Annotated in this window: 19 protein-coding genes; 14 read left to right on the top strand and 5 right to left on the bottom strand. The window is 60.7% G+C overall.

Translation table 11 applies throughout. The features are described from left to right. Positions 1-6 precede the first annotated feature (6 nt). From ACOX7T_RS01265 to ACOX7T_RS01255, 3 genes are all read left to right on the top strand, one after another. Positions 7-1,224 carry a PucR family transcriptional regulator gene (locus ACOX7T_RS01265; RefSeq protein WP_433439077.1) on the top strand — a complete coding sequence of 406 codons (1,218 nt, stop codon included), beginning with the start codon at positions 7-9 and terminating at the stop codon, positions 1,222-1,224. A gap of 91 nt (positions 1,225-1,315) precedes the next feature. Further along, entirely contained in the window at positions 1,316-1,990 is a 675-nt protein-coding gene (locus ACOX7T_RS01260) for a cysteine hydrolase family protein (RefSeq protein ID WP_433439074.1), read from the top strand. Between the two features lie 22 nt (positions 1,991-2,012). Next, positions 2,013-2,675, top strand: a complete 663-nt coding sequence (locus ACOX7T_RS01255; RefSeq protein WP_433439072.1) for a YczE/YyaS/YitT family protein — start codon at positions 2,013-2,015, stop codon at positions 2,673-2,675. Positions 2,676-2,756: 81 nt separating this feature from the next. Here the strand turns inward: ACOX7T_RS01255 and ACOX7T_RS01250 are convergent, their stop codons facing one another. Further along, entirely contained in the window at positions 2,757-3,611 is an 855-nt protein-coding gene (locus ACOX7T_RS01250) for a LysR family transcriptional regulator (RefSeq protein ID WP_433439070.1), read from the bottom strand. A 304-nt stretch (positions 3,612-3,915) separates the two neighbouring features. On the opposite strand from ACOX7T_RS01250, the gene ACOX7T_RS01245 reads away from it, so the two are divergent. The 4 genes from ACOX7T_RS01245 (at position 3,916) to ACOX7T_RS01230 (ending at position 9,301) form a co-directional block, all read left to right on the top strand. Further along, positions 3,916-5,199, top strand: a complete 1,284-nt coding sequence (locus ACOX7T_RS01245; RefSeq protein ID WP_433439068.1) for an SLC13 family permease — start codon at positions 3,916-3,918, stop codon at positions 5,197-5,199. Positions 5,200-5,257: 58 nt separating this feature from the next. After that, positions 5,258-6,037, top strand: coding sequence for an SDR family NAD(P)-dependent oxidoreductase (locus ACOX7T_RS01240; RefSeq protein WP_433439066.1), 780 nt, complete (start codon positions 5,258-5,260; stop codon positions 6,035-6,037). A gap of 188 nt (positions 6,038-6,225) precedes the next feature. Further along, on the top strand, positions 6,226-7,698 hold the full coding sequence (locus tag ACOX7T_RS01235) for an amidohydrolase family protein (protein WP_433439063.1): 1,473 nt from the start codon (positions 6,226-6,228) through the stop codon (positions 7,696-7,698). A gap of 37 nt (positions 7,699-7,735) precedes the next feature. Further along, on the top strand, positions 7,736-9,301 hold the full coding sequence (locus ACOX7T_RS01230; protein ID WP_433439061.1) for a BCCT family transporter: 1,566 nt from the start codon (positions 7,736-7,738) through the stop codon (positions 9,299-9,301). A gap of 107 nt (positions 9,302-9,408) precedes the next feature. Here ACOX7T_RS01230 and ACOX7T_RS01225 read toward each other — a convergent pair whose 3' ends face one another. Next, positions 9,409-9,579 carry a hypothetical protein gene (locus tag ACOX7T_RS01225; RefSeq protein WP_006574640.1) on the bottom strand — a complete coding sequence of 57 codons (171 nt, stop codon included), beginning with the start codon at positions 9,577-9,579 and terminating at the stop codon, positions 9,409-9,411. A 282-nt stretch (positions 9,580-9,861) separates the two neighbouring features. On the opposite strand from ACOX7T_RS01225, the gene ACOX7T_RS01220 reads away from it, so the two are divergent. From ACOX7T_RS01220 to ACOX7T_RS01190, 7 genes are all read left to right on the top strand, one after another. Next, entirely contained in the window at positions 9,862-11,145 is a 1,284-nt protein-coding gene (locus tag ACOX7T_RS01220; RefSeq protein WP_433439059.1) for a dihydroorotase, read from the top strand. A 41-nt stretch (positions 11,146-11,186) separates the two neighbouring features. Beyond that, positions 11,187-12,110 (top strand): orotidine-5'-phosphate decarboxylase, encoded by a 924-nt coding sequence (gene pyrF, locus ACOX7T_RS01215; RefSeq protein ID WP_433439057.1) that lies wholly within the window; start codon positions 11,187-11,189, stop codon positions 12,108-12,110. A gap of 11 nt (positions 12,111-12,121) precedes the next feature. After that, the gene (locus tag ACOX7T_RS01210; RefSeq protein WP_433439054.1) at positions 12,122-12,901 is read left to right on the top strand and encodes a dihydroorotate dehydrogenase electron transfer subunit; all 780 of its coding nucleotides are present in this window, start codon (positions 12,122-12,124) and stop codon (positions 12,899-12,901) included. 112 nt (positions 12,902-13,013) lie between these two features. Next, entirely contained in the window at positions 13,014-13,916 is a 903-nt protein-coding gene (locus ACOX7T_RS01205) for a dihydroorotate dehydrogenase (protein ID WP_433439571.1), read from the top strand. A 31-nt stretch (positions 13,917-13,947) separates the two neighbouring features. After that, positions 13,948-15,111 carry a GNAT family N-acetyltransferase gene (locus ACOX7T_RS01200; RefSeq protein WP_433439052.1) on the top strand — a complete coding sequence of 388 codons (1,164 nt, stop codon included), beginning with the start codon at positions 13,948-13,950 and terminating at the stop codon, positions 15,109-15,111. An 85-nt stretch (positions 15,112-15,196) separates the two neighbouring features. Beyond that, complete coding sequence (locus ACOX7T_RS01195) at positions 15,197-17,221, top strand: YgiQ family radical SAM protein (RefSeq protein ID WP_433439050.1); 2,025 nt, start codon at positions 15,197-15,199, stop codon at positions 17,219-17,221. Positions 17,222-17,225: 4 nt separating this feature from the next. Beyond that, the gene (locus ACOX7T_RS01190; protein WP_433439048.1) at positions 17,226-17,804 is read left to right on the top strand and encodes a hypothetical protein; all 579 of its coding nucleotides are present in this window, start codon (positions 17,226-17,228) and stop codon (positions 17,802-17,804) included. A gap of 32 nt (positions 17,805-17,836) precedes the next feature. On the opposite strand, the gene vanT is transcribed toward ACOX7T_RS01190, so the two are convergent. From vanT to vanG, 3 genes are read right to left on the bottom strand one after another with little or no spacing between them, the layout of a single operon-like run. Then, a complete protein-coding gene (vanT, locus tag ACOX7T_RS01185) occupies positions 17,837-19,984 on the bottom strand; it encodes a serine racemase VanT catalytic subunit (RefSeq protein ID WP_433439046.1) in 2,148 nt (715 codons plus the stop codon). Next, positions 19,981-20,733, bottom strand: coding sequence for a M15 family metallopeptidase (locus ACOX7T_RS01180; RefSeq protein WP_433439044.1), 753 nt, complete (start codon positions 20,731-20,733; stop codon positions 19,981-19,983). The genes vanT and ACOX7T_RS01180 overlap by 4 nt, the downstream gene beginning before the upstream one ends. Then, positions 20,730-21,782, bottom strand: a complete 1,053-nt coding sequence (gene vanG / locus ACOX7T_RS01175; RefSeq protein ID WP_433439042.1) for a D-alanine--D-serine ligase VanG — start codon at positions 21,780-21,782, stop codon at positions 20,730-20,732. Before vanG ends, ACOX7T_RS01180 begins: the two co-directional genes overlap by 4 nt. Positions 21,783-21,903: the final 121 nt, after the last annotated feature.

The raw sequence follows: 21,903 nt of genomic DNA, 5'->3' as shown, positions 1-21,903 counted from the left end.
GTCGCCATGCTCAGCGTAAAGAGCCTGCTGGGCCTGGAGTGCTTCCGGCGCATTACGCTGGAGGCGGGGAAGAACGGCCTGCACCGCCGTATCTCCTGGCCCAACATCGCCCAGACAGCCAGTATCCGTGAGTGGCTGGTGGGTGGAGATGTGATATTGATGAGCGGAGTTGGACTTGACCACTCTGCTGCATTCCTGAACAACATGATCGAACAGGCCGTGGCAGGAGACGCCGCATGCCTCATTATCCTACTTCACCGGGATCTGATTCCGGAGATACCGGCAGAGACTGTCGCCTATGCAGACAAGCAGGGGTTCCCGCTGTTTTCCGCACCGTGGGACCTCCAGCTTGCCACGCTGATTGGAGAGGTTTCCACCCTGATTCTTCAGGACCAATACGGTGAAAACCTGATGAATGAGCTGCTGGAAATGCTGCTGTTCAAGCGGGAACTGATACCGGAGGACCTGATGCCCAACCTGGTGGACAAATACCGTCTGAAAGGGCCGCACATCGTAGTAGCTTCTGCGTGCAGTTGGGTGAATGCGGGGGTGGATCTGCCCATGCGCCTGGCCGAGCTGCCCATCCGGCGGCAGGTCAACAGTATGATGATCCAGACGCTCCGGGGTGCATTTTCTCAGACCTATTACATCAACCGGGACTGGAATATGATTTTCCTCATCGGACTCCGGCCCGGACAGGAGCGCCAGCTCCGTCAAGCCCTGCGCGAAATTCAGCGTCGGGCGGCAGAGGCCTACCACAGTCTGCGTGTATGCTTTGGGGCGGGGAATATTTACCGTACACCAGAACTGTTTGCCCGCAGTTGTCAGGAGGCCGCAAAGTCCCTCAGCCTGTGCGGAGAGGAAAGTGTCACATTTTTCTCCGACTTGGGTATCTTCCAGCTGCTGATGGAACTGCCTGACCAGCGGCGTGTCCGTGAGTATGCGGCCGAACAGCTGGCACCGTTGCTGGAATATGACGCAAAATACAAGAAAAACCTGCTGCGGACACTGGAGATTTATCTTCAGACCAATTGCAGCTGTAAAAAAACCGCAGAGATTATGTATCTCCACCGCAACACACTGACCTATCAGATTGACAAAATCCGCAGTCTGCTGGGTGTGTCTCTGGAAGAGGCAGAGGTGCGGAATCATTTCTATAACTGCCTGAAACTCTACCGGTACAGCCGGGAACGGAAAAAGGGCGCTCCGGAGGGCGGTGGATAAACAGACGATACAGGCGCGGAAAGCGTTGTCCAAGGGTTGTAATCAAGGTATGTCAATATAAAAAATATTTATTTTTAAGGAGGACATCCAGATGAAAGCTTACTTCAACAACGTACAGAAAGAGGTTCCCCAGCAGCTCCAGGAAGTGTTCCTTGATCCCAAGGATACTGCCATCATCACCATCGACATGCACGACGGCCACCTCTCCGAGGATCCCGAGTGTCCCTGCCCCTCTCCCCGCGGCCGCGAGATCGTGGAGCCCCTGAATAACTTCATGGCTGAGTGCCGCAAGCTGGGCCTGCCCATCATCCATGTGCGTTCCACTCTGCGCAAGGGCGGCGTAGATGAGAAGCTGTATCCTTCCGCCTGGCGCATGGTGTTCCCCGTCACCGTGGGTGAGATCCCCAATATCGACGAGCACGCCATCGAGGGCACCCGCTGGAACAAAATGTCCATCGACGTCCACGATGAGGACTATATGGTCACCACCAAGAAGCGTCTGTCCGCTTTCTATCCCACCGACATGGAGCTGCTGCTGCGCAACCTGGGCATCCGCCGCGTGGTGCTCACCGGCTGCATGACCGACTGCTGCGTTATCAACACTGCCTTCGACGCCGCCAACCGTGACTTCCGCGTGGTGGTGCCCCAGGATCTGACCCGCGGCTCCGAGCACCTGGAGATCCCTGCCCTGCAGATGATCTCCCTCCACCTGGGCCTGGTGGTGGACTCCGCCGACCTGCTGGAGCACTGGAAGCAGGCCCTGTAACCGAACGGGGGAGGGGAACAATATGAAACACACGCCAAAGAGCCTGATCATCCGTTGCCTTGTCATTCTGCTGGGCACCATTATCGCCGCCTTCGGGTGCGCGTCCTTTGTCAAGTGTTCCTCTCTGGGCCTGGCGCCTGTAGACGCCTTTATCATGGGCCTGGGCGACAAGCTGGGCACTAGCTACGGCATGACGCTGAACATCATCAATATCATCCTCTTTATCTTCCTGCTGATCTTCAACCGCAAGATGATCCATTTCGGCACCGTCATCTATACCCTGCTGGTGGGCACTTTCTCCGACATGTTCATTGCCCTGCTCACCAAGGTCCTGGGTGAGGACCCGGCGCTGCCGGTCAAGGTGGTCCTGCTGCTCCTGGCCGTTGTGACCTTCGCTTTTGGCCTGGGTCTTTACCAGTCCGCCCAGCTGGGCGCCGGCCCCATCGACGGCTTCAACCAGACCATCGCCAAGTGGACCAAGATTCCCCTCAAGTACGAGCGGATTGGCTGCGACGTGCTCATGGCGCTGATGGGCTTCCTGCTGGGTAGCACCATCTTTGTGGGCACCGTTCTGGGCATGTTCGCCGTAGGCCCCATCATGGGTCCCACCATCACCCGGCTGGCCCCTGTGGTTGACAAGTGGGCAGACGGGGATTCTGTCGAGGCGAATAAGGTCTCCGGCTGAGTTCCATTCTGGTAACAGACTATATAAAAAGTCCCTGTCGGGAACCAACGGTTCCCGACAGGGACTTTTTTGCTGTGTAGTTCAGGAGTCCTCCTGCATAAATTCGATGAAGCGCCGGGTGGCAAGGGTAGGGTGGGTGAGGCAGGCCATCCCGATCTCCAGCGTCTGAGGTGGGTCCAGCGGGAGCGCCCGAATATTCTGCTGAGAGGGGAGAAGGAGGGTCTCGTTAATCAGGGTTACACCCAAGCCGGCACCGACCATCTCATGAGCTGCATACCGGTCTGAAGTGGTGAATTTTGTATTCGGCTCGATGTTAAAACGTTGGAGCAGAACGGAAGAATCGGTGCCGCTGTTGTTGTAGATGTCAATATAAGGCTCTGAGGCGAAAAGCCGGATAGGGAATACCTTTGCGCAGGCCAGAGGGTGCTGTGAGGAGACAAGTGCGATCATGCGGTCCTCCTGAAGCGGAAACCAGAGCAGATCATCTTCTCCTTTGCTGACAATGCAGACATCAATTTTCCGTTCCAGTACAGCCTGCCGCAGCTCCGAATTGTAGCCCCACAGAATGCTCACCTTGATATTGGGGTAACGTTTGACAAACTTGACTACCCGCTTGGTCAGTATGGGGTAACTGGAGCTGTAAGCGGTACCGATGGTCAGAGAACCAATCTCCAGACCGTTGAGCTGAGCCACCTGCTGACTGAGAAGCTCCTCTGCATGGATGAGATTTCTGATGTCAGGCAAAAGCGCTTCACATTCCTTGGTGGGCGTGACTCCGCGGTAGTTGCGGACAAGCAGGGGAAAGCCCACCTCCTCCTCCAGCGTGGCGATAATACGGCTGATACCGGAGGTGGTGTAGTTGGTCTGACTGGCAGCGGCGGACAGGCTGCCGGTATCGATGGCTTTCAGCAGAAGCTGCCATTTTTCGATATTCATAGGCCCTCCTAGTGTTGACAGTTTCGCAAATCAGAGTCCACTAATTCTCACTTTACAAAAAGGATACTCTATGGTTAAATTCTTGTCAAGGCGGTTGTGGTTTTTTTAACATTCACAATCGGCCTGCTGCACCTCGAAAACCGTATACGTTTTACGGCGCTGCATTACGTGCGGCGCTGTATTGCGAGAAGCCGCGCCAAGACCAAATGTTCTGCCGAAAAACTGCCGCCGGACAGATGGAGGCAGTTGCTGTCCCACAAAACATGTGTGTATTTCCTAGAAAAGAAACAAGGAGGGAATCAATATGAATAGCATGATCATTTGCCTGATTATCTTTGCGGTTATGATCATTCTCTTCTTCAACAGAAAGATCCCTATGTCGTTCACCAGTATGGGTGTTGTTGTGGCGCTGTTTGTGACGGGCTGTGTGGACGCCGATACGGTGTTTGCCGGCTTTGGCAACAACAACGTCCTGACGATGGCCGGTATGTTTATCGTGGCTGCCGGCCTGTCCCGGACCCAGATGGTCAACAACATCACCAAGCTGCTGTATAAGATTACCAACGGCTCCTTCACCAAGGTGCTGGCCTCTTACATCCTGGTTATCTTCCTGCTGGGCCAGTTCGTCCCCAGCCTGCCCGCACTGTTCGCCATGGTCTACCCCCTGGTGCTGAACATGTGCAAGCAGCTGAAAGTGAGCCCGTCCAAGATGATGTACCCCATCGCGGTGACCGTGGTTTCCACCTCCTTCGTCATTGAGCCCATCGGTCCTTATGCTGCCTGGTATGTGACGCAGAACGGCTACCTCCAGTCCTACGGCTGGACGGGCGACCTGCTGAGCATGTGGAACGAGACCATGGTGTTCCTGCCCACCGCAATTGTCACCCTGCTGCTGGCCATTTTCGTGCTGCCCAAGATGATGCCCGATGAGCCGGACGTGCCTACGGCGGCCATCTCCGGGCCCAGCCTGAGCGACCGCGAGCCCCTCTCTCCTGTGCGTGAGGTGTTTGGCTACGGCGTGTTCATCGCGGTTGTTATCGGCCTGATGCTGGGCCTGCCCTCCTGGGCGGTGACCATGGCCGGCGCGGCTGTGGTGGTTCTGGCCGGTGTGCTCACTGAGAAGGAAGCTCTGGTTCAGATGAACATGAGCATGGTGCTCCTCTACGCAGGCGTCACGGTTATGGGTGAGGCCCTGGGCCGTACCGGCGCTGCCCAGCTGCTGGGCGACGCTGCCGCCAGCATCCTGTCCGGCGTGAACAACGGCTATGTTATCGGCGCCGTGTTCTACATTGTCTCCTTCCTGATGACCTCTTTCCTCTATAACAAGGCCACCACTACCGTGCTCATCCCCATTCTGATTATCACCTGCAGCTCCATTGGCTGTGACCCCCGCGGTCCCATCATCCTGTGCTCCCTGGCTTCCATGTCCTCTCTGATTACCCCCATGCCCAACCCTGTGGTGCCCATGGCCATGCAGGCCGGTGGCTACACCCAGAAGACCATCCTGAAGGTTGGACTGGTGCCCGCGATTGTACGCGGAATTGTAGGCGTTCTGATTGCCATGACCATTTTCCCCGCGTTCGGCTAAGAAGCGTCTGCAATCGTGGAGAAGTGCAGCTACATTAACAAGAAAAGGAGTTATTACTATGAAACGATTTGAAAATAAGGTAGTAGCCATCACCGGCGGCGGCTCCGGAATGGGCAAGCTCTCCTGCGAGATGTTTGCCGCTGAGGGCGCCAAGGTCTGCGTGGTGGACATCAACGAGAAGACCGCTCAGGCCACTGCGGACGGCATCATTGCTGCCGGCGGCACCGCCAAGGCCTACGCCTTTGACATCACCGACGCTACTGCAATGGAGGCCTTCTTCAAGGACGTGGTGGACACCTTCGGCCGGATTGACGTCTACTTCACCATCGCCGGCATCAGCCCGGTGGGCACCGCCACCACCACCAGCGTGGAGGACTTCCGCAAGGTGGTGGCTCTGGATATGGAGAGCGTGTTCCTGGGCTGCAAATTTTCCATCCCCTACATGGAGAAGCAGGGGGGCGGCGTGATTTTGAACCTGGTCGGCACCTACGGCATCCGTCCCACTCCCAACAAGCTGGGCTATTCTGCTGCCAAGGCCGGTGCTCTGAGCATTACCCGCTCCGTGGCCATTGACTTTGCCCGTAGCAACATCCGCTGCAACGCCATCTGCCCCGGCTTTGTCAATACCCCGCTCAACAACGGCTTTGAGGGCGAGGCCCGCCAGCGGTTCCTGGATACTTATCAGCCCGCTCCCTTTGAGATCCAGGCTAAGGACATTGCCGAAACCGCACTGTTCCTGGCCAGCGACGAGGCCCGGGCCATCACCGGCCAGGCCATCGTGGTGGACGGCGGCACCGAAGCCTCCCTCTACCTGAACTACAAGCGGGCGTCCAAGTAAGACACCGGAGTGCGTTCCAGCCCGGCAGGGTGTGTACAGGCAAAGAGAACGGAGAGAACGGCGGGGGAGACTCCCGCCGTTCCTTCTCTGTACGGAGCAGGCCATACTTCTGCCGGGCAACCCCAGCGCACAGACGCGGCTTTCAATACCGTTTTCAAAACATCAAAACGGAAGGGAAGGACAAAGTCATGAAAGAATTCATTGTTGTTCCAAAGTACCTGTGGGACGGAAGTGCCGCCGCGGTTGCTGAGCACCAGGCTGTCCTGATCCGGGACGGTGTGGTTGCGAAAATCGGAGGAAAGGAGCAGCTGACGGCGGAGGCGCCCAGTGCCCAGCTCATGGAGAATGAGGACTGGCTCATGCTGCCCGCCTTTGTGGATGCCCATGACCACGGCCGGGGCATGTCTCCCGTCTCCTTCGGCGCGCCGGACCAGGCGCTGGAGATGTGGCTTCAGGACCTCAACAAGCTGCCTGCCATTCCTCACTATACGGCCTGCTACTATGACGGCATCCGCCTGGCATCCTGTGGTGTGGGCACCGTGCTCCACAGCCACAATCCCAACGATTTCTCCAAAATCAAGGACGAGATGATCGCCACTGCCAGAGGCTACAAGGATGCGGGCGTCCGCAGCATCCTCTGCCCGCTGTACCTGGATCAGAACAAGCGCATCTATTACAACCGTGACCAGTTCATTGCCTCTCTGCCCGAGCCTCTGCGCACCAGCTTTGCCGCAGGTATCCGTGACCAGATTATGACCATGGATCAGTACCTGGAGCTGGTGGAGGCCATCCGGGACGGGCTGAAGGAAGAGATTGCCCAGGGCTGGGTGGAGATTCAGCTCCATCCCAACGGCGGTCAGTGGTGCAGTGATGGCGCACTGCTGCGCATGAAGGAGTATGCCCTGGCCCATGGGATGAATATCCACCTCCATCTGCTGGAGACCCAGTATCAGGCGGAGTACGCCCAGAGAACCTGGGGGAAGAGCTTCATCAAGCACTATCAGGACATTGGTTTCCTGGGGTCCTGGGTGTCCTTTGCCCATGCGGTCTGGCTGGATGAAGAGGACCTTCAGCTCATTGCCGCCTCCGGTGCCCGGCTGGTGACCAACCCCTCCTCCAACCTGCGCCTGCGCAGTGGTACCTTCAATATGCGCCGGGCAGCTCAGCTGGGGCTGCACTGCGGTATCGGCCTGGACGGCTGCGCCTTTGACGACGACCAGGACTACCTGCGGGAAATCCGGGTGGCCTGGCTGAACAACCGTCATAACGGTGTGGACGGCAACGTCCCCTATCTGGACGTGCTGAAGATGGCCACCTCCGGCGGCGCCAGCGTTGCCGCCAGTCAGCTCTCGCCCGGCGTAATCCGGGAGGGTGCCAACGCGGATTTCGTCTGCGTCAGCCTGAACAAAATCTTCAGCCCCTACACCGACCCCGGACTGGATCCCCTGGCCATTCTGGTCCAGCGTGCCACCCGTGACAGCGTGGAGCTGACCTTTGTCAACGGCGTGCAGACCTGGGAAAAGAGCGAGACCTTCCGCAATAAGGAGGCCCAGGCCGAAAAACAGATTTGTGATGTCATCAGACAGCTTCGCGCCGCAGATGACGGCAAGCGGGACAACTCTGTTCTGCTGGCGCACGTCCACGATTTCTATGCAAAGTAAGCCTGTCTAAGGAAATGGGAAAGATTTGGTGAACTCTATGAACAAGCACTCCCTCAGAAAATCCGTGTTCTTCCCGGCGTTTGCAGTTGTCCTCGGAGCCGGCATTGTGGGACTCGTCAACAATCAGCTTCTCATCAACTGCTTTCAGTCCGCCTTCGAATGGGCGTACGCCAATATGAGCTGGCTGTACCAGCTGATTATGCTGGCGCTGTTTGTGATCTGCTGTGTACTGATGGTGTCCTCCAAAGGTTCCATCCGGATTGGCGGCGAAAACGCCAAGCCCAAATACGGCTTTTGGACCTGGTTTGCCATGTCCCTGACCGGCGGCATTGGCGCCAGCATTGTCTCCTCCGGCATCGCCCAGCCCATCACCTTTCTCCAGAGCGTGTGGGGAGAGCTGGAGGGGTATGGAATTGAACCGGGCTCCACAGAGGCAGTGCTCTTCGCTATGGGACGCTCGCTCCACGAGTGGACCTTCTTTCCCTACGCCTTTTACGGGGTCTGCGGCATCAGCATTGCCTATGTCTGCTTCAACAAAAAGAAGCCGGTCACCATTTCCAGCACACTGACGCCCCTCTTCGGCGACAGAGCCACCAAGCCGGCCATCTCGGCTGTGATTGACGTGGTGGCAGTTCTGGCGCTGGCACTGGCCATCGTGGGGACGCTGGGCACCTTCATCGGCCTGGCCACCACCTGCCTGAGCAGCGTGTACAATGTACAGACCACACCGTACCTGATGTTCCTCATTATGCTGGTCACGACAGCGCTCTATCTGCTCTCCTCGCTCAGCGGCGTGGACAAGGGAATTAAGTTCTTCGCACGGCTGAATTTCCGCTTCTATATGCTCATGCTGGTGATTGTGGTGCTGCTGGGCGGTTCGCTGGTGTTTATTCTCAATACCACCACATCGTCCATCGGCTACTGGCTGCAGAACCTTCCGCTCTGGGCCTTTGATACGGGAACCGTAGGCGGTCCCAATCTGGTCAAGTGGTGGACCATCTACAACTGGATCTTCTGGATGGCGTTTGCGCCGGTAACCGGCGTTTTCCTGGCTCAGCTCACCTACGGGCGTACCATCCGGGAGGTGCTGTTTGTCAACTGGATCATGCCCAGCCTGTTCGCCATTGTCTGGTTCGGCATCTTCGGCGGCTGCGCCATCAATTGGCAGATCAACGGTGTGGTGGATCTGGCGGCTGTCATCAGCCAGAACGGCACCTACGCCGGAATCTGGCAGTTCCTCCAGCAGCTACCCCTCAGCCAGCTGCTGATTCCCATCATGCTTTTCGTCATGCTGATTTCCTTCTCCACCAGTGCGGACAACAGCATTACTGTTATCTCCGCACTGTGCATGAGAGGGAAGCGGATCGGCGATGAGGCGCCTGCCCGCATCAAAATCATCTGGGGCCTGGTTATCGGCCTGCTGTCCTTCCTGCTGATGGCCTATGCCTCTGGAAGCAAGGGAAATGACGGCGTCCGCTACATGGTGGTGGCCATCGGATGCGTGCTCTCCATTTTTATTGTGCTCCAGATTATTTCTGTTGTTAAGATGATTTTCTTTGATACCAGAAAGCAGGAGCGGGATGAAAGCTGTTCCGGCAGCTGAAAATGAGCCCCAAAGCCCCTTGTCCGTATAAACGGGCAGGGGGCTTTTACTATTATTATAAAGGAAGCCCCGACCCAAAAGTGCTGGCCGGGGCTCTTGCATGTGTTTTACATTCCCATAGTATCCGAGAGATTTTCCACGACTTCGCCCACGGCCTTAATGGCCTTGTCGGCGGCGCGCTTGATTTCCCGCTTTCTGGTGCCCGACATAGCCATGCCCAGGGCGGCGCCGGCCGCCAATCCCATGCCCATACCGGTAATAAACTGGTGCTTTGTCATCGCTTTATGCCTCCTTTTCTGGTCCGCATTTATTATCCCCGGAAAAACAGAAAAATGCGTTGCTAAATAATGTGATTTAATGCTATAATATCTCTGTCCGGGCAGCTGCCGCCAGAGGGCAGCAAAACTGGAAACGGAAATACGAAGAGACACGCTTGCCCCGGTTATCGGATTGACCGGAAGCAGATAGGTTCGTAAGGCAAAGGGGCGGGGAAAACCTGGTCCCTTTTTTGGTGCGCACAGGCGGGAGATAATCCGCCCGATGCGGAAAGGAGTGGTATTTTGAAGCTGCTGATCCGCCAGGGAAAGCTGGTTGACCCCGTAGGGGGTATCGGCGGAGTGATGGACGTATTGATTGAGGACGGAAAGATCGCCGTCATCGGCAGTGACATCCGTGAGCCGGACGCCCAGGTGATTGATGCCCGGGGGATGGTGGTGTGTGCCGGTTTTATCGACATGCACGTCCACCTGCGGGAGCCGGGCTTTGAGTACAAGGAGACTATTGAGACAGGCTGCCGGGCGGCGGCGGCCGGCGGATTCACGGGTATCGCCCCCATGGCCAATACCCGCCCCGTCACCGACAGCCCGGAGCAGGTAGCCTTTATCCGTCAGAAGGCGGAGGAGGCCGGACTGGTACGGGTGTACCCCATCGGCGCAGTGTCCAAGGGGCAGAAGGGCCAGGAACTGACCGACGCGGCTGCCCTCCGGGAGGCGGGGGTTGTGGCGCTGTCGGATGACGGTGTACCGGTCCAGAATGCCAACCTGCTACGGGATGCCCTGATTCTGGCACACCGGCACAATCTGACCGTTCTCTCCCACTGCGAGGACGCGGACATGGTGGGCAACCGTGCGGTGAATGAGGGCCGTATTTCCCGCCAGCTGCGGCTGGACGGACGGCCCGCCATCGCCGAGGAGCTGCAAGTCATGCGGGACGCCATGCTGGCCGAGGAGACCGGAGCAGCAGTCCATATCTGCCATATCTCCACAGCCAAATCGGTGGCCATTGTCCGGCGCTACAAGCGCAAGGGCGTGCAGATTACCTGTGAAACCTGTCCCCAGTATTTCAGCCTGACAGAGGATGAAATACTGGACAAAGGCACCATGGCCCGGGTCAACCCGCCTCTGCGTACCAGGGCGGATGTGGAGGGTATCATCGAGGGCCTGAAGGACGGCACCATCGATGCCATCGCCACCGACCACGCCCCCCACTCGGCGGAGGAGAAGGCCAGACCCCTCACTGAGGCCCCCAGCGGCATGGTGGGACTGGAGACCGCTCTGGGCGTCACGCTGACGGCGCTGTACCACACCGGAGAGATGAGCCTGTCCGATATTCTGCGGAAGATGACCATGAACCCGGCCTGTATTCTGCGCATTCCCCACAAAGGTCGTCTGGCTATCGGCGGAGACGGCGACCTGGTGATTTTCGACCCGGAGGAGAAGTGGACGGTGGACCCGGAGAAGTTCTACTCCAAGGGCCGCAACACTCCCTTCGCCGGCATGGAACTGCAGGGAAAAGTCAAATATACCGTGGTTGGCGGTAAGATTGTATATCAGGACCAGCCCTGAGGGCAGGTTTGAGAGATTTAGAGAGAGCAGGAGGAAACAACATGTCTTTTGACGTTTTGCAGGAGAAGATTCTGGAGAAGCACAACCCCACTGTGGCTGGTCTGGACCCCAAGCCGGAGCAGATTCCCCCCCACATTCTGGAGGCTGCCTATCGGGACTACGGCACCGGTCTGGCTGGCGCCGCCGAGGCTGTGTGGCAGTTCAACCGGGGCCTGATTGACGCTCTGTGCGATCTGGTGCCCGCCGTGAAGCCTCAGTCCGCCTACTACGAGCGGCTTGGCTGGCGCGGCATGGAGGTTATGGAGCGTACCATTGACTACGCCCACGAGAAGGGCCTCTATGTCATCGCAGACATCAAGCGTGGCGACATCGGCTCCACCGCCCAGGCGTATGCCGACGGCTGGCTGTCCGGCACCAAGGTGGGGGAGGAGACCTACAAGGTCTTTGATGCTGACTGCGTCACCCTCAACGCCTACATGGGCTCCGATACCCTCAAGCCCTTCCTAGATGCCTGCAAGGCCAATGACAAGAGCATGTTCGTGCTGATCAAGACCTCCAATCCCGGCTCCGGCGAACTGCAGAATGTCACCGCCGGCGACAGCCTGGTTTACCAGCGCATGGGCGAGATAGTGGAGAACCTGGGCAAGGGCCTGGAGGGCAAGTACGGCTACACTTCCGTAGGCGCAGTCATCGGCGCTACCTGGCCTCACGAGATGGAGGACCTGCGCGCCCGGATGCCTCACAGCTTCTTCCTGGTGCCCGGCTACGGCGCTCAGGGCGGCACCGCCGAGGATGTGCAGTACGCCTTTGGCCCCAAGGGCCGCGGCGCCATTATCAACGCCTCCCGGTCCATCATGTGCGCCTGGCAGAAGACCGGCGGCGACGGACACGACTTCCAGGACGCCGCCCGGGCCGCCGCTGTGGCCATGCGGGACGCCATCGGCGCCTATGTGAAGATGGACTGAGGTGGCTGTCCATGAAGGTAGAGACAAAATGTAAAATTGTCCAGAGGGTCTGGCTCAACCCGGACACGGTCTATATGGTGCTGGAGGCGGGCTCCATGGTGCGGGATACCTGCAAGGGCCCCGGCCAGTTCGTGCACATCAAGTGCGGCGAGGGCAGCTTCCTCCGGCGGCCCATCTCGGTGTGCTCCTGCATGGAGGGCGAGCCGGAGGATACCATCGCCATTGTCTTTGAGCGGCGTGGCACCGGCACCGATTGGCTGGCCCAGCGTGAGTGCGGGGAGTATCTGGACGTGCTGGGCTTCCTGGGCAACGGCTTTACTATGAAGCCGGAGGGACGTTATCTGTTGGTGGGCGGCGGAATCGGTGTGCCCCCCATGCGGGGCTGTGCCCAGTACACCATGGGCCGCTCCACCGCCATCGTGGGCTTCCGTACCGCCCAGCGGGCCATCCTGCTGGACCAGTTCAAGCAGGAGTGCGACCAGGTGCTGGTGGCAACCGACGACGGCACCATGGGCCACCACGGTTTTGTGGATGCCCTGGTCCGTCAGGTGCTTGAGAAGGATAAAAACTTTACAGCCGTTCTGGCCTGTGGCCCCAAGCTGATGCTGCGCTCTGTCTGGAACGTGGCCAAGGAGTTCGGTGTGCCCTGTCAGGTGTCCATGGAGGAGCGGATGGCCTGCGGCGTGGGCGCCTGCCTGGGCTGCGCCACCCCCATGGCCGACGGAACCATGAAGCACGTCTGCAAGGACGGCCCCATTTTCGCCGCTGAGGAGGTGGACTGGAATGCCTGAGTATAACCGCACCTGGCTGCCCCAGGCGGAGCAGTTCGCCGACCAGTGTCCGGCAAAGCAGCCGGAGACAGACGCCCCCTGGACCCCTGCCCAGCCCATTGACGGGCTGGACATGTCGGTGACCCTGGCGGGCATGACCATGAAGAACCCCATCGTGGTGGCCTCCGGCACCTTTGGCTTCGGCCGGGAGTACGGCAAGCTGTATGACATCAGCCGCCTGGGCGGCATCTGCGTCAAGGGCCTGACTCCCGCCCGCCGGGAGGGCAATCCTGCCCCCCGCATTGCCGAGACCCCTATGGGCATGCTCAACTCCGTGGGCCTGCAGAACCCTGGCGTGGACGCCTTCATTGAACATGAGCTGCCCCGGCTTAAGGACATCGACATCCGCATCATCGCCAATATCTCGGGCAACACCCCCGAGGATTATGGAGTAATGTGCGAGAAGCTGTCCGCCGCCGGCGTGGATATGATTGAGGTCAACATCTCCTGCCCCAACGTGAAGGCGGGCGGCCTGGCCTACGGCACCCGGCCTGAGCTGGCCGCTGAGGTGACCGAGGTGGCCAAGAAGCATTCCACTGTTCCCGTGATGGTGAAGCTGTCCCCCAACGTGACCGATATCACCGAGATTGCCCGTGCGGTGGAGGGGGCGGGTGCTGACGTCATCTCCCTCATCAACACCATCCGGGGCATGCGGATTGACCTGAAGACCAGACGTCCCATCCTGAAGATGAATACCGGCGGCCTGTCCGGCCCGGCGGTGTTCCCGGTGGCGGTGCGCATGGTCTGGGAGGTGGCAAACGCCGTGAAGGTGCCCGTGCTGGGCATGGGCGGCGTGTCCAACGGCCGGGACGCGGCGGAGATGATGCTGGCGGGCGCCACGGCGGTGTCCGTGGGCGCGGCCTGCTTTGCCGACCCCTACGCGCCGGTCAAGACCGTGGATGAGCTGGCTAAGATTGCCGCGGAGCAGGGCCTGAGCCAAGTCTCCCAGCTGACCGGAGCCGTGCGGCCCTGGTAAAGCGTCCAATCCAGAAAACAGGAGTGGTCCCATGACCCGAATTTATATTGTCCGCCATGCGGAGGCGGAGGGCAATCTGTACCGCCGTGCCCACGGCTGGTATAACAGCCTCATCACCCAGCGAGGCTACCGGCAGATTGCCGCCCTGTCCCACCGCTTTGCCCAGGTCCATATTGATGCGGTGTACTCCAGCGACCTGTTCCGCACCATGACCACCGCCCGGTCTATCTATGAGACCCACGGCTTGGAGCTGCATATCCTTCCGGCACTGCGGGAGATCAATCTGGGGGACTGGGAGGATCGGCCCTGGGGTGAGATCCTGCGCCGGGATGGTGTACGGATGAGACAGTTCAGCACCGCGTCCCCTGAGTTCCAGGCGCCGGGCGGGGAGAGCTTCGCCCAGGCGGGCGGACGTATGTACAGCGCGGTAATGGACATCGCCAAGGCTCATCCGGGCCAGACTGTGGCGGTGTTCTCCCACGGCACGGTCATCCGTCAGCTCCAGGGCATCATCCGGGGCATGGACCCCAGAGAGATCCGCACTTTGGGCCACGCGGATAATACCGCTGTCACATATGTAGAGGTAGAGGACGGAAAGGCCAAGCTGGTGTTTGAGAACGACAACAGCCATCTGACCGAGGAGATCTCCACCCTGGCTCACCAGACCTGGTGGCGCCACCGGGATGGCAACGCCGCCGAGCCCAATCTGTGGTTTGCTCCCCTGGATATGGAGCACGACAGTGAGATCTACTACCAGGCACGCAAGGAGGCTTGGGTCAATATCCATGGCTCTCTGACCCACTTTGATGGGGACGGCTTTGTCCGGGAGGCGCTGGAGCAGTGCCGGCATGACAGCCGGGCGGTGACCGCCGCCTACCTGGGGGACGAGATGGCGGGCATCATCCAGATGGCCACGGAGCGGGACAAGGAACAGGGGGTGGGGTACATCCCATTCTGCTACATGCTGCCTGACCACCGCAAGCAGGGGCTGGGCGTCCAGCTGCTGGGGGAGGCGGTGTCGATGTACCGCCCCCTGGGCCGGGATAAATTGCGGCTGCGTTGCGCACCGGACAACCATGTGGCCCAGCGGTTTTATAAGCGTTACGGTTTCCACAAGATTGGCGAAGCTCAGGGTACCCGGGTTCCGCTGGACCTGATGGAGAAGTACATCGGATACGAGCCTCAGGAATTCTGAGCCTGAGGCGAAGCCATACGGGCAAATGCTCGTATGGCTTCTGTGTTAAGAAGTGTAATGATATTTTGCTTTACAGGAGAAAACCATGAGCATTGACGCACGGCAATTTTTGCCGGTTTCCAAACAGGATATGGCGGAGCGGGGCTGGGATTCCTACGACTTTCTGGTGATTACCGGAGATGCCTATGTGGACCATCCCTCCTTCGGCCCGGCCATCATCTCCCGCCTACTGGAGCACGAGGGCTACCGGGTGGCCATTCTGGCCCAGCCGGACTGGCGCAAGGCAGAGAGCTTTACAGCGATTGGGCGGCCGAGGCTGGCCGTTCTCATCTCCAGCGGCAACATCGACTCCATGGTGGCCCACTACACGGTGGCCAAGCGCCGCCGCCAGGATGACGCCTATTCCCCGGGGAATAAGGCGGGCCTGCGGCCGGACCACGCGGTGGTGGTGTACGCCAACAAGGTGCGGGAGGCCTTTGGGGACATCCCGGTGGTCATCGGCGGCCTGGAAGCCTCCCTCCGTCGCTTCGCCCACTATGATTACTGGGACGACAAGGTGCGCCGCTCCGTCCTGCTGGACAGCCAGGCCGACCTGCTGGTCTACGGCATGGGGGAGACTGCCACCAAGGAGATTGCCGCCCGCCTGGCCTCCGGCACGCCCATCGGGGAGATTACCGACGTGCGGGGCACTGCCTTCCTGGCGGAAAATCCCTCCGCCTGCGCCTACCCCATGGTGGAGGTGGCGTCCTTTGAGATGGTGGCGGGGGACAAGCGTGCCTATGCCGAGGCCAACATGACCGAGTACAAGGAGCACGACCCCATCGTAGGCCGCGCCATCCTCCAGCGCCACGGCCGGGACCTGCTGGTGGTCAACCCGCCTGCCATGCCCCTCACCACTGAGGAGCTGGACCTGGTGGCCGAGTTGCCCTACGTCCGGGAGCCCCACCCCATGTATGACAGCATGGGCGGCGTGCCCGCCATTGAGGAGGTCCGGTTCTCGGTGGCCCACAACCGGGGCTGCTTCGGCGCCTGCAATTTCTGCTCCCTGGCCTTCCACCAGGGCCGGATTATCTCCTCCCGCAGCCATGAGAGCGTCATCCGGGAGGTGACCGCCCTGACCAAGCACCCCGGCTTTAAGGGCTATATCCACGACGTGGGCGGCCCCACGGCTAATTTCCGCCGTCCCGCCTGCAAGAAGCAGATGAAGGCGGGCCTGTGCAAGAACCGGGCCTGTCTGTCTCCGGAGGCTTGCCCCAACCTAGACGCGGACCACACCGACTACCTCATGCTCCTGCGGAAGCTGCGGGAGATCCCCGGCATAAAGAAGATTTTCATCCGTTCCGGCATCCGCTTTGACTACATGATGAAGGACAAGAGCGGCGAGTTCTTCGCCGACCTGGTGAAGCACCATGTCTCCGGCCAGCTGAAGGTGGCCCCGGAGCACTGCGTCAACTCGGTGCTGGACTACATGGGCAAGCCCCATATCGAGGTCTACGAGAAATTCCGCCAGAAGTATGAGCGGCTCAACCAGAAGTACGGCAAGGAGCAGTATCTGGTGCCCTACCTCATGTCCTCCCATCCGGGCTGCACCCTGGAGGACGCGGTGAAGCTGGCCGAATGGCTCAACAAGTCGGGCCGCCAACCCGAGCAGGTCCAGGACTTCTATCCCACCCCCGGCACTCTGTCCACCTGCATGTACTATACCGGCATCGACCCCCGCACCATGCAGCCGGTCTTTGTGCCCACCAACCCCCATGACAAGGCCATGCAGCGGGCTTTGATGCAGTGGAAGCGACCGGAGAAGCGGCCTCTGGTGCTGGAAGCTCTCCACCGGGCCCACCGGGAGGACCTCATCGGCTTTGGCAAGCACTGTCTGGTGCGGCCCAACGGTCCCCAGGGGGGCCAGAGCCGTTCCAACGGCCCGGAGCGGGATAATAAGGGTAAGGCCCAGAAGGGCGGCAAGCCCCGGAAGCGTCCGGAGGAGAAGCTGAAGCAGGCGGGCAAGCGGGTGGAGCATAACAGCCCCACACCCGCCCGTAAAGCGGGCTGGGCCAAGCCCAAGGCCAAGAAGAACGCCAAGCCCAACCAGGGCAAGCGGGGGAGAGGGTAAGCCCATGGCGGACGCACCCCGAAATGAGGGAGCGGCCCAGCCGCTGACCCTGACCTACACCTGGGACCGGGAGACCCTGGTCCAGGCTCTGGAGCAGGTGAACCTGCACCGGGCCAGGAGCCTGATCTACTGGCGGCCCAATACGGTGCTGATGGCGGTGTGCAGCCTGCTGTTCCTGCTGCTGGCCGCCCTCCGTGTGCCCCACATGGTGCGCTGGCCGGAACTGGTCAACATACCGGAGGTGTCCGCCCTCATTGTCCCGCTGACGGCGGGGCTGGCCCTGAGTACAGTCTGGCTGCCGCTGCTGAGGCCCTTTGTCCGTTCCCGGGTGGCCCGGGAGCTGGAGCAGGGGACCTGTGCCTGTTTTCTGGAGGGGCGCCAGACCATCCGGCTCTCTCCGGAAGGCCTGGAGTACTGTTACGGCGCAGCCTGTGACCTGACGCCATGGAAACAGGTGCGGGCCGTCTGGCGGACCGGCGGGACCGTGGCGGTCTATCTCCGTGGCGGCGGCTTCCGCCTTATCCGCTGCGATGCCTCCGCCCAGGCGGTGGAGCAGTGCCTGCGGCAATATATTGGGAAATAAGGAACGCCCTCTGCCAGGCAGAGGGCGTTTTTCTATGGAATTATGACACGGGTGACCCGCTCTCCCAGCCGGGAGAGCAGCTCGTTGGTGATGGTACCGGCGTCCTGGGCTACCTCTTCGGCAGTGAGGATCTGTTCGCCGTCCCGGCCGATGAGGGTGACGGTGTCGCCCTCCTGGGCCTCCGGAATGCCGGTCACATCCACCAGCAGCTGGTCCATGCAGATGAGCCCCGCCACCGGGGCGAATTTGCCCCGGATAAGGACTTTGCCCTTGCCGTTGGAGAGGCTGCGGGGGTACCCGTCGGCGTAGCCGATGGTGACGGCCGCAACCCGGGCGGAAGCAGAGGGGGCAAAGGCACCGTCGTATCCGGCGCAGTCACCGGGCTCCAGGTTGTGAATCCGGGCAATTTTCGCCCGGAGAGATAGCACCGGCCGCAGGTCGGGCAGGGAGCCCACCTGTTCGTCCGGGCGGCTCAGTACGCCGTACAGGGCGATGCCGGGCCGGGCGTAGGCCATGCCGGCCTGCCGGGGATAGTTGAGCAGGCCGTAGCTGCTCAGGGCGTGGAGGGCCACCGGCCCATACCCGGCGGACATGACCAGCTCAGCCGCCTGACGGAAGCGGTGCAGCTGCTCCTGGGTGTGTTTCACCGCGTCGAGCTCCAGGGATTCGGAGAAGGCCAGGTGGGTAAACATCCCTGCGACCCGGAGCTGTTTCAATCCGCAGACAGCCAGCAGGCCGTCCCCGTCGTCCCAGGAGAGCCCCAGCCGGTGCATACCGGTGTCCACGGCCAGGTGGACCTTTACCTTATGAGCGGAATGGTTCAGCGCCTCTGCGTATGTTCGGCTCACCACAGCCTGGGCCAGCCTCCAGCGGACAAGCAGTCGGGCCTGTTCCGGCGGCGTCCAGCCCAGAATCAGGATTTCACCCCTAATTCCGGCCCGGCGAAGCCGGATGCCCTCCTCCAGCGTGGCCACCGCGAAGGCCTTCACGCCGCTGGACATGCAGACTCGAGCGGTGAGTACATCCCCGTGGCCGTAGGCGTTGGCCTTTACCACCGCCATCAGTTCACAGCCGGAAGGGAGCAGCTCGGCCAGCTGGCCGATGTTGTGAACCAGAGCGGAGCGGTCAATCTCCGCCCAGGCCCGCAGGCCGCTTGGGGCCTTCTGCCTGCGTCCCCGCCGCCAGAAGGCAAAGGGGAGCGCCGCCAGCAGAGAGACGGCGGCCACGGCCAGATAGTGGAGCAGGCTGCTGCCCAGCAGGAAGCCGTCCTGAGAGAGGATACCCAGGGCCTTGGCGCCGCCCCGCACCGCCACAATACAGAGCGGATGGAGCACATAGACCGCCGTGGACGCAGCACGAAAAGCAGGGAAGCTTTTTAGCTTTACACAGCAGAGAAGCCGAATCAGAGGCCAGATGGACAGGGGCAGGGCCAGATACATGCTGTCGTGCCGGGGCAGACCCGACTGGGCGACCAGTTCTCCCTCTGCCACCAGCAGGGCCAGCCCGCCGCAGAGCAGAGCGCCGTACTGGCCGGCAGCCAGGCGGGGCGGATGCTCCCGCAGAAGTACCCCCAGCAGAAGAAAAAGAGGAGAGAGAAACAGGCCGTTTCTGGTGTAGTCAAAGCAGGAGAAGAGCAGGTTATAGAATGCGTTCAGGGGCGGCAGGGCGGCGGAGAGGCCGTAATAGCTGTCGCCCAGCAGGCCCACCAGGTAGAGCAGCAGGCAGACGGACAGAGCGCCCCGCTCTCCCAGCCGCCGGAGCAGGAGAGCCACGATAACAGCACCCAGCACAGCGGCGGGGAAGTACCACAGGTGGTAGAAGGGGCCGTTGAACACCAGGTCGGCGGCCAGGGAGAGGGGCGTGCAGCCGCTGAAATACCCGTTGCGTACCATGAGCGGCAGGTAGACCAGGATGGAAATTCCGTAAAGTAATAACACTTTATAGCAAAAGTGCCGCAGGCCCTGCCAGCCCTTTTTCATTCCGGGAGCCAGAAAGAAGCCGCTGACTGCCAAAAAGAAGGGAACGGCCAGCCGGGCCAGAATGTCGGTGATGAGATAGTTGGCCTGACTGCTGACAGTGAGCAGTGGGCCGGTGTGGACGGCTACCACCAGCAGGGCGGCGGGGATGCGGAACAGGTCCAGTCCGCCATAATGGGCCGGGGCTTTTCCGGGGACGCTCACAGCACATCCCTCCAGATGGTGACCACCACGCCGCTGCCGTTGTTCCCCGACCACTGGCACAGGGTGTTTTTGGGCAGGCGGTCCGGCAGGTCCTCCAGATTGTCCCGGGAGACGGTGTACACCTCAAAGGAGCGGCCCTGCTCCTGGAAATGGAGGTGGGGGCCACGTTCCGGGTAGTCCTCTAGCAGGCGGTGATACTCCTCCAGCACCAGCCCCTCCCGCTCCATCAGTCTGGCGTGGGGCCATCCCACATAGCGGAAGTGCCAGGGCTCATACTGGATGCCGGTGAGGCTGGTCTTGTCCTCTGGATAGCGAAGAATGAAGCCGTACTCCGAGGCCCGGCGGCGGAAGGTGCGGAACACGCCGGTGTCGGGAAACTGGGGACAGATAAAGTCCAGGTCGAGCCGGTTCTCTCCCAGGTCGATGGCCAGGCCGGTCTGGTGCTCGCTGCACCCCGGCAGGGCCACGTAGGAGCGGGTAAAGGCCTCACCGTTGTCCCGGAGGGAGTCGGAGAAGATGGCCTCCTGCTCCCCGCGGCTGCGGTAGCCGCTGACCGGCACAATCTCCCCCGTACAGCCCAGGTCGGAGAGAAAGCGGTTGAGCACCGTCCCAGCCCGGGTGTCCAGCAGGATGTGGGGGCGGCGGTCGTCAGGGGGCAGGAGGGAGGCGGCGTCCGGCTCCCGCTCCAGCGGGTGGGACTGGTTGACCAGTACCAGCGGGCCGGTGCACACCATCTCCGCCGGAGTCATACGCCCACCGCCTGTTCCACCAGACGGTTCACCAGGGCAGAGAAATCCAGCCCCACCCCCGCCATCATGGCCGGGTAGCGGCTGTGGGAGGTGAAGCCGGGAATGGTGTTGATCTCGTTGAATACGATTTCTCCCTCCGGGGTGAAGAAGAAGTCCGCACGGGCGCAGCCAGTGCAGCCCAGCGCCCGGTAGGCTGTGACGGCGGTGCGCTGGACCCGTGCCTCGTCCTCCGGCGTGATACGGGCGGGCATGTGGATTTTAGAGGTGAGGGGCTGGTATTTTTCCGTGTAGTCAAAGAAGCCCTGGGTCAGCTCAATCTCGTCCACCCGGCCCACGGTCAGGGTTTCGGTGCCCAGTACGGCGCAGCCAACCTCAAAACCGGGGACGCTCTCCTCGATGACCACCTTGTCGTCGTGCTCCAATGCGGTGGCCACGGCCTGGGGCAGATCGGAGCGGTCGGTGACCCTGGTGATGCCGAAGGAGGAGCCTGCCCGAGCCGGTTTGACGAACAGAGGGAGGTTCAGCCCGGCGGTCAGATCGGGCAGCAGGGCGGGGTCCTCCCAGGTGCGGAACAGGGCAGAGCGAGGCACAGCCAGTCCAGCGGAGGCGGCCAGCCGGTGGGCCACGTCCTTGTCCATGCACATGGCGGAGCCCAGGCTACCGCAGCCCACCACGGGAATGCCCGCCAGCTCCAGCAGGCCCTGGACGGTGCCGTCCTCGCCGTTTTTGCCGTGGAGCACTGGGAAGGCGGCGTCCAGCCGTATGACCGACGGCCCGGCGGTGGCCAGAAGCAGTAGCCCGTGTGTCTCCCGGTCGGGAGAGATGAGGGCGGGGGTGCAGTGAGCGGCATTGCGGTGCCAGGTGTCGACGGAAATGTCGTCCACCGGGCCGTCATAATGCAGCCAGCGCCCATCCCGGGTGATGCCCAGCAAAACCAGGTTGTATTTGCTCCTGTCCAGATGGGTGATGACCGCATGGGCGGACTGGAGGGACACGGGGTATTCAGTGGAGCAGCCGCCGAAGAGTACGGCGATGGTCATTTTCTTCATCAATAACGCCTTCTTTCTGTGGCGTCATTATACAGGAAAGCGCACCCGGGTTTTTGACGGCGGAATTTCGAATTTCTTACAAAAAAGAGTCAGAGTTCTTACATAAAAATATCACATACAC

The sequence above is a fragment of the Pseudoflavonifractor sp. genome (genome assembly GCF_050943825.1).
Classification (GTDB): domain Bacteria; phylum Bacillota; class Clostridia; order Oscillospirales; family Oscillospiraceae; genus Pseudoflavonifractor.
The sequence above is the reverse complement of the archived record's forward strand: the minus strand, read 5'-3'. Positions and strand labels throughout refer to the sequence as shown.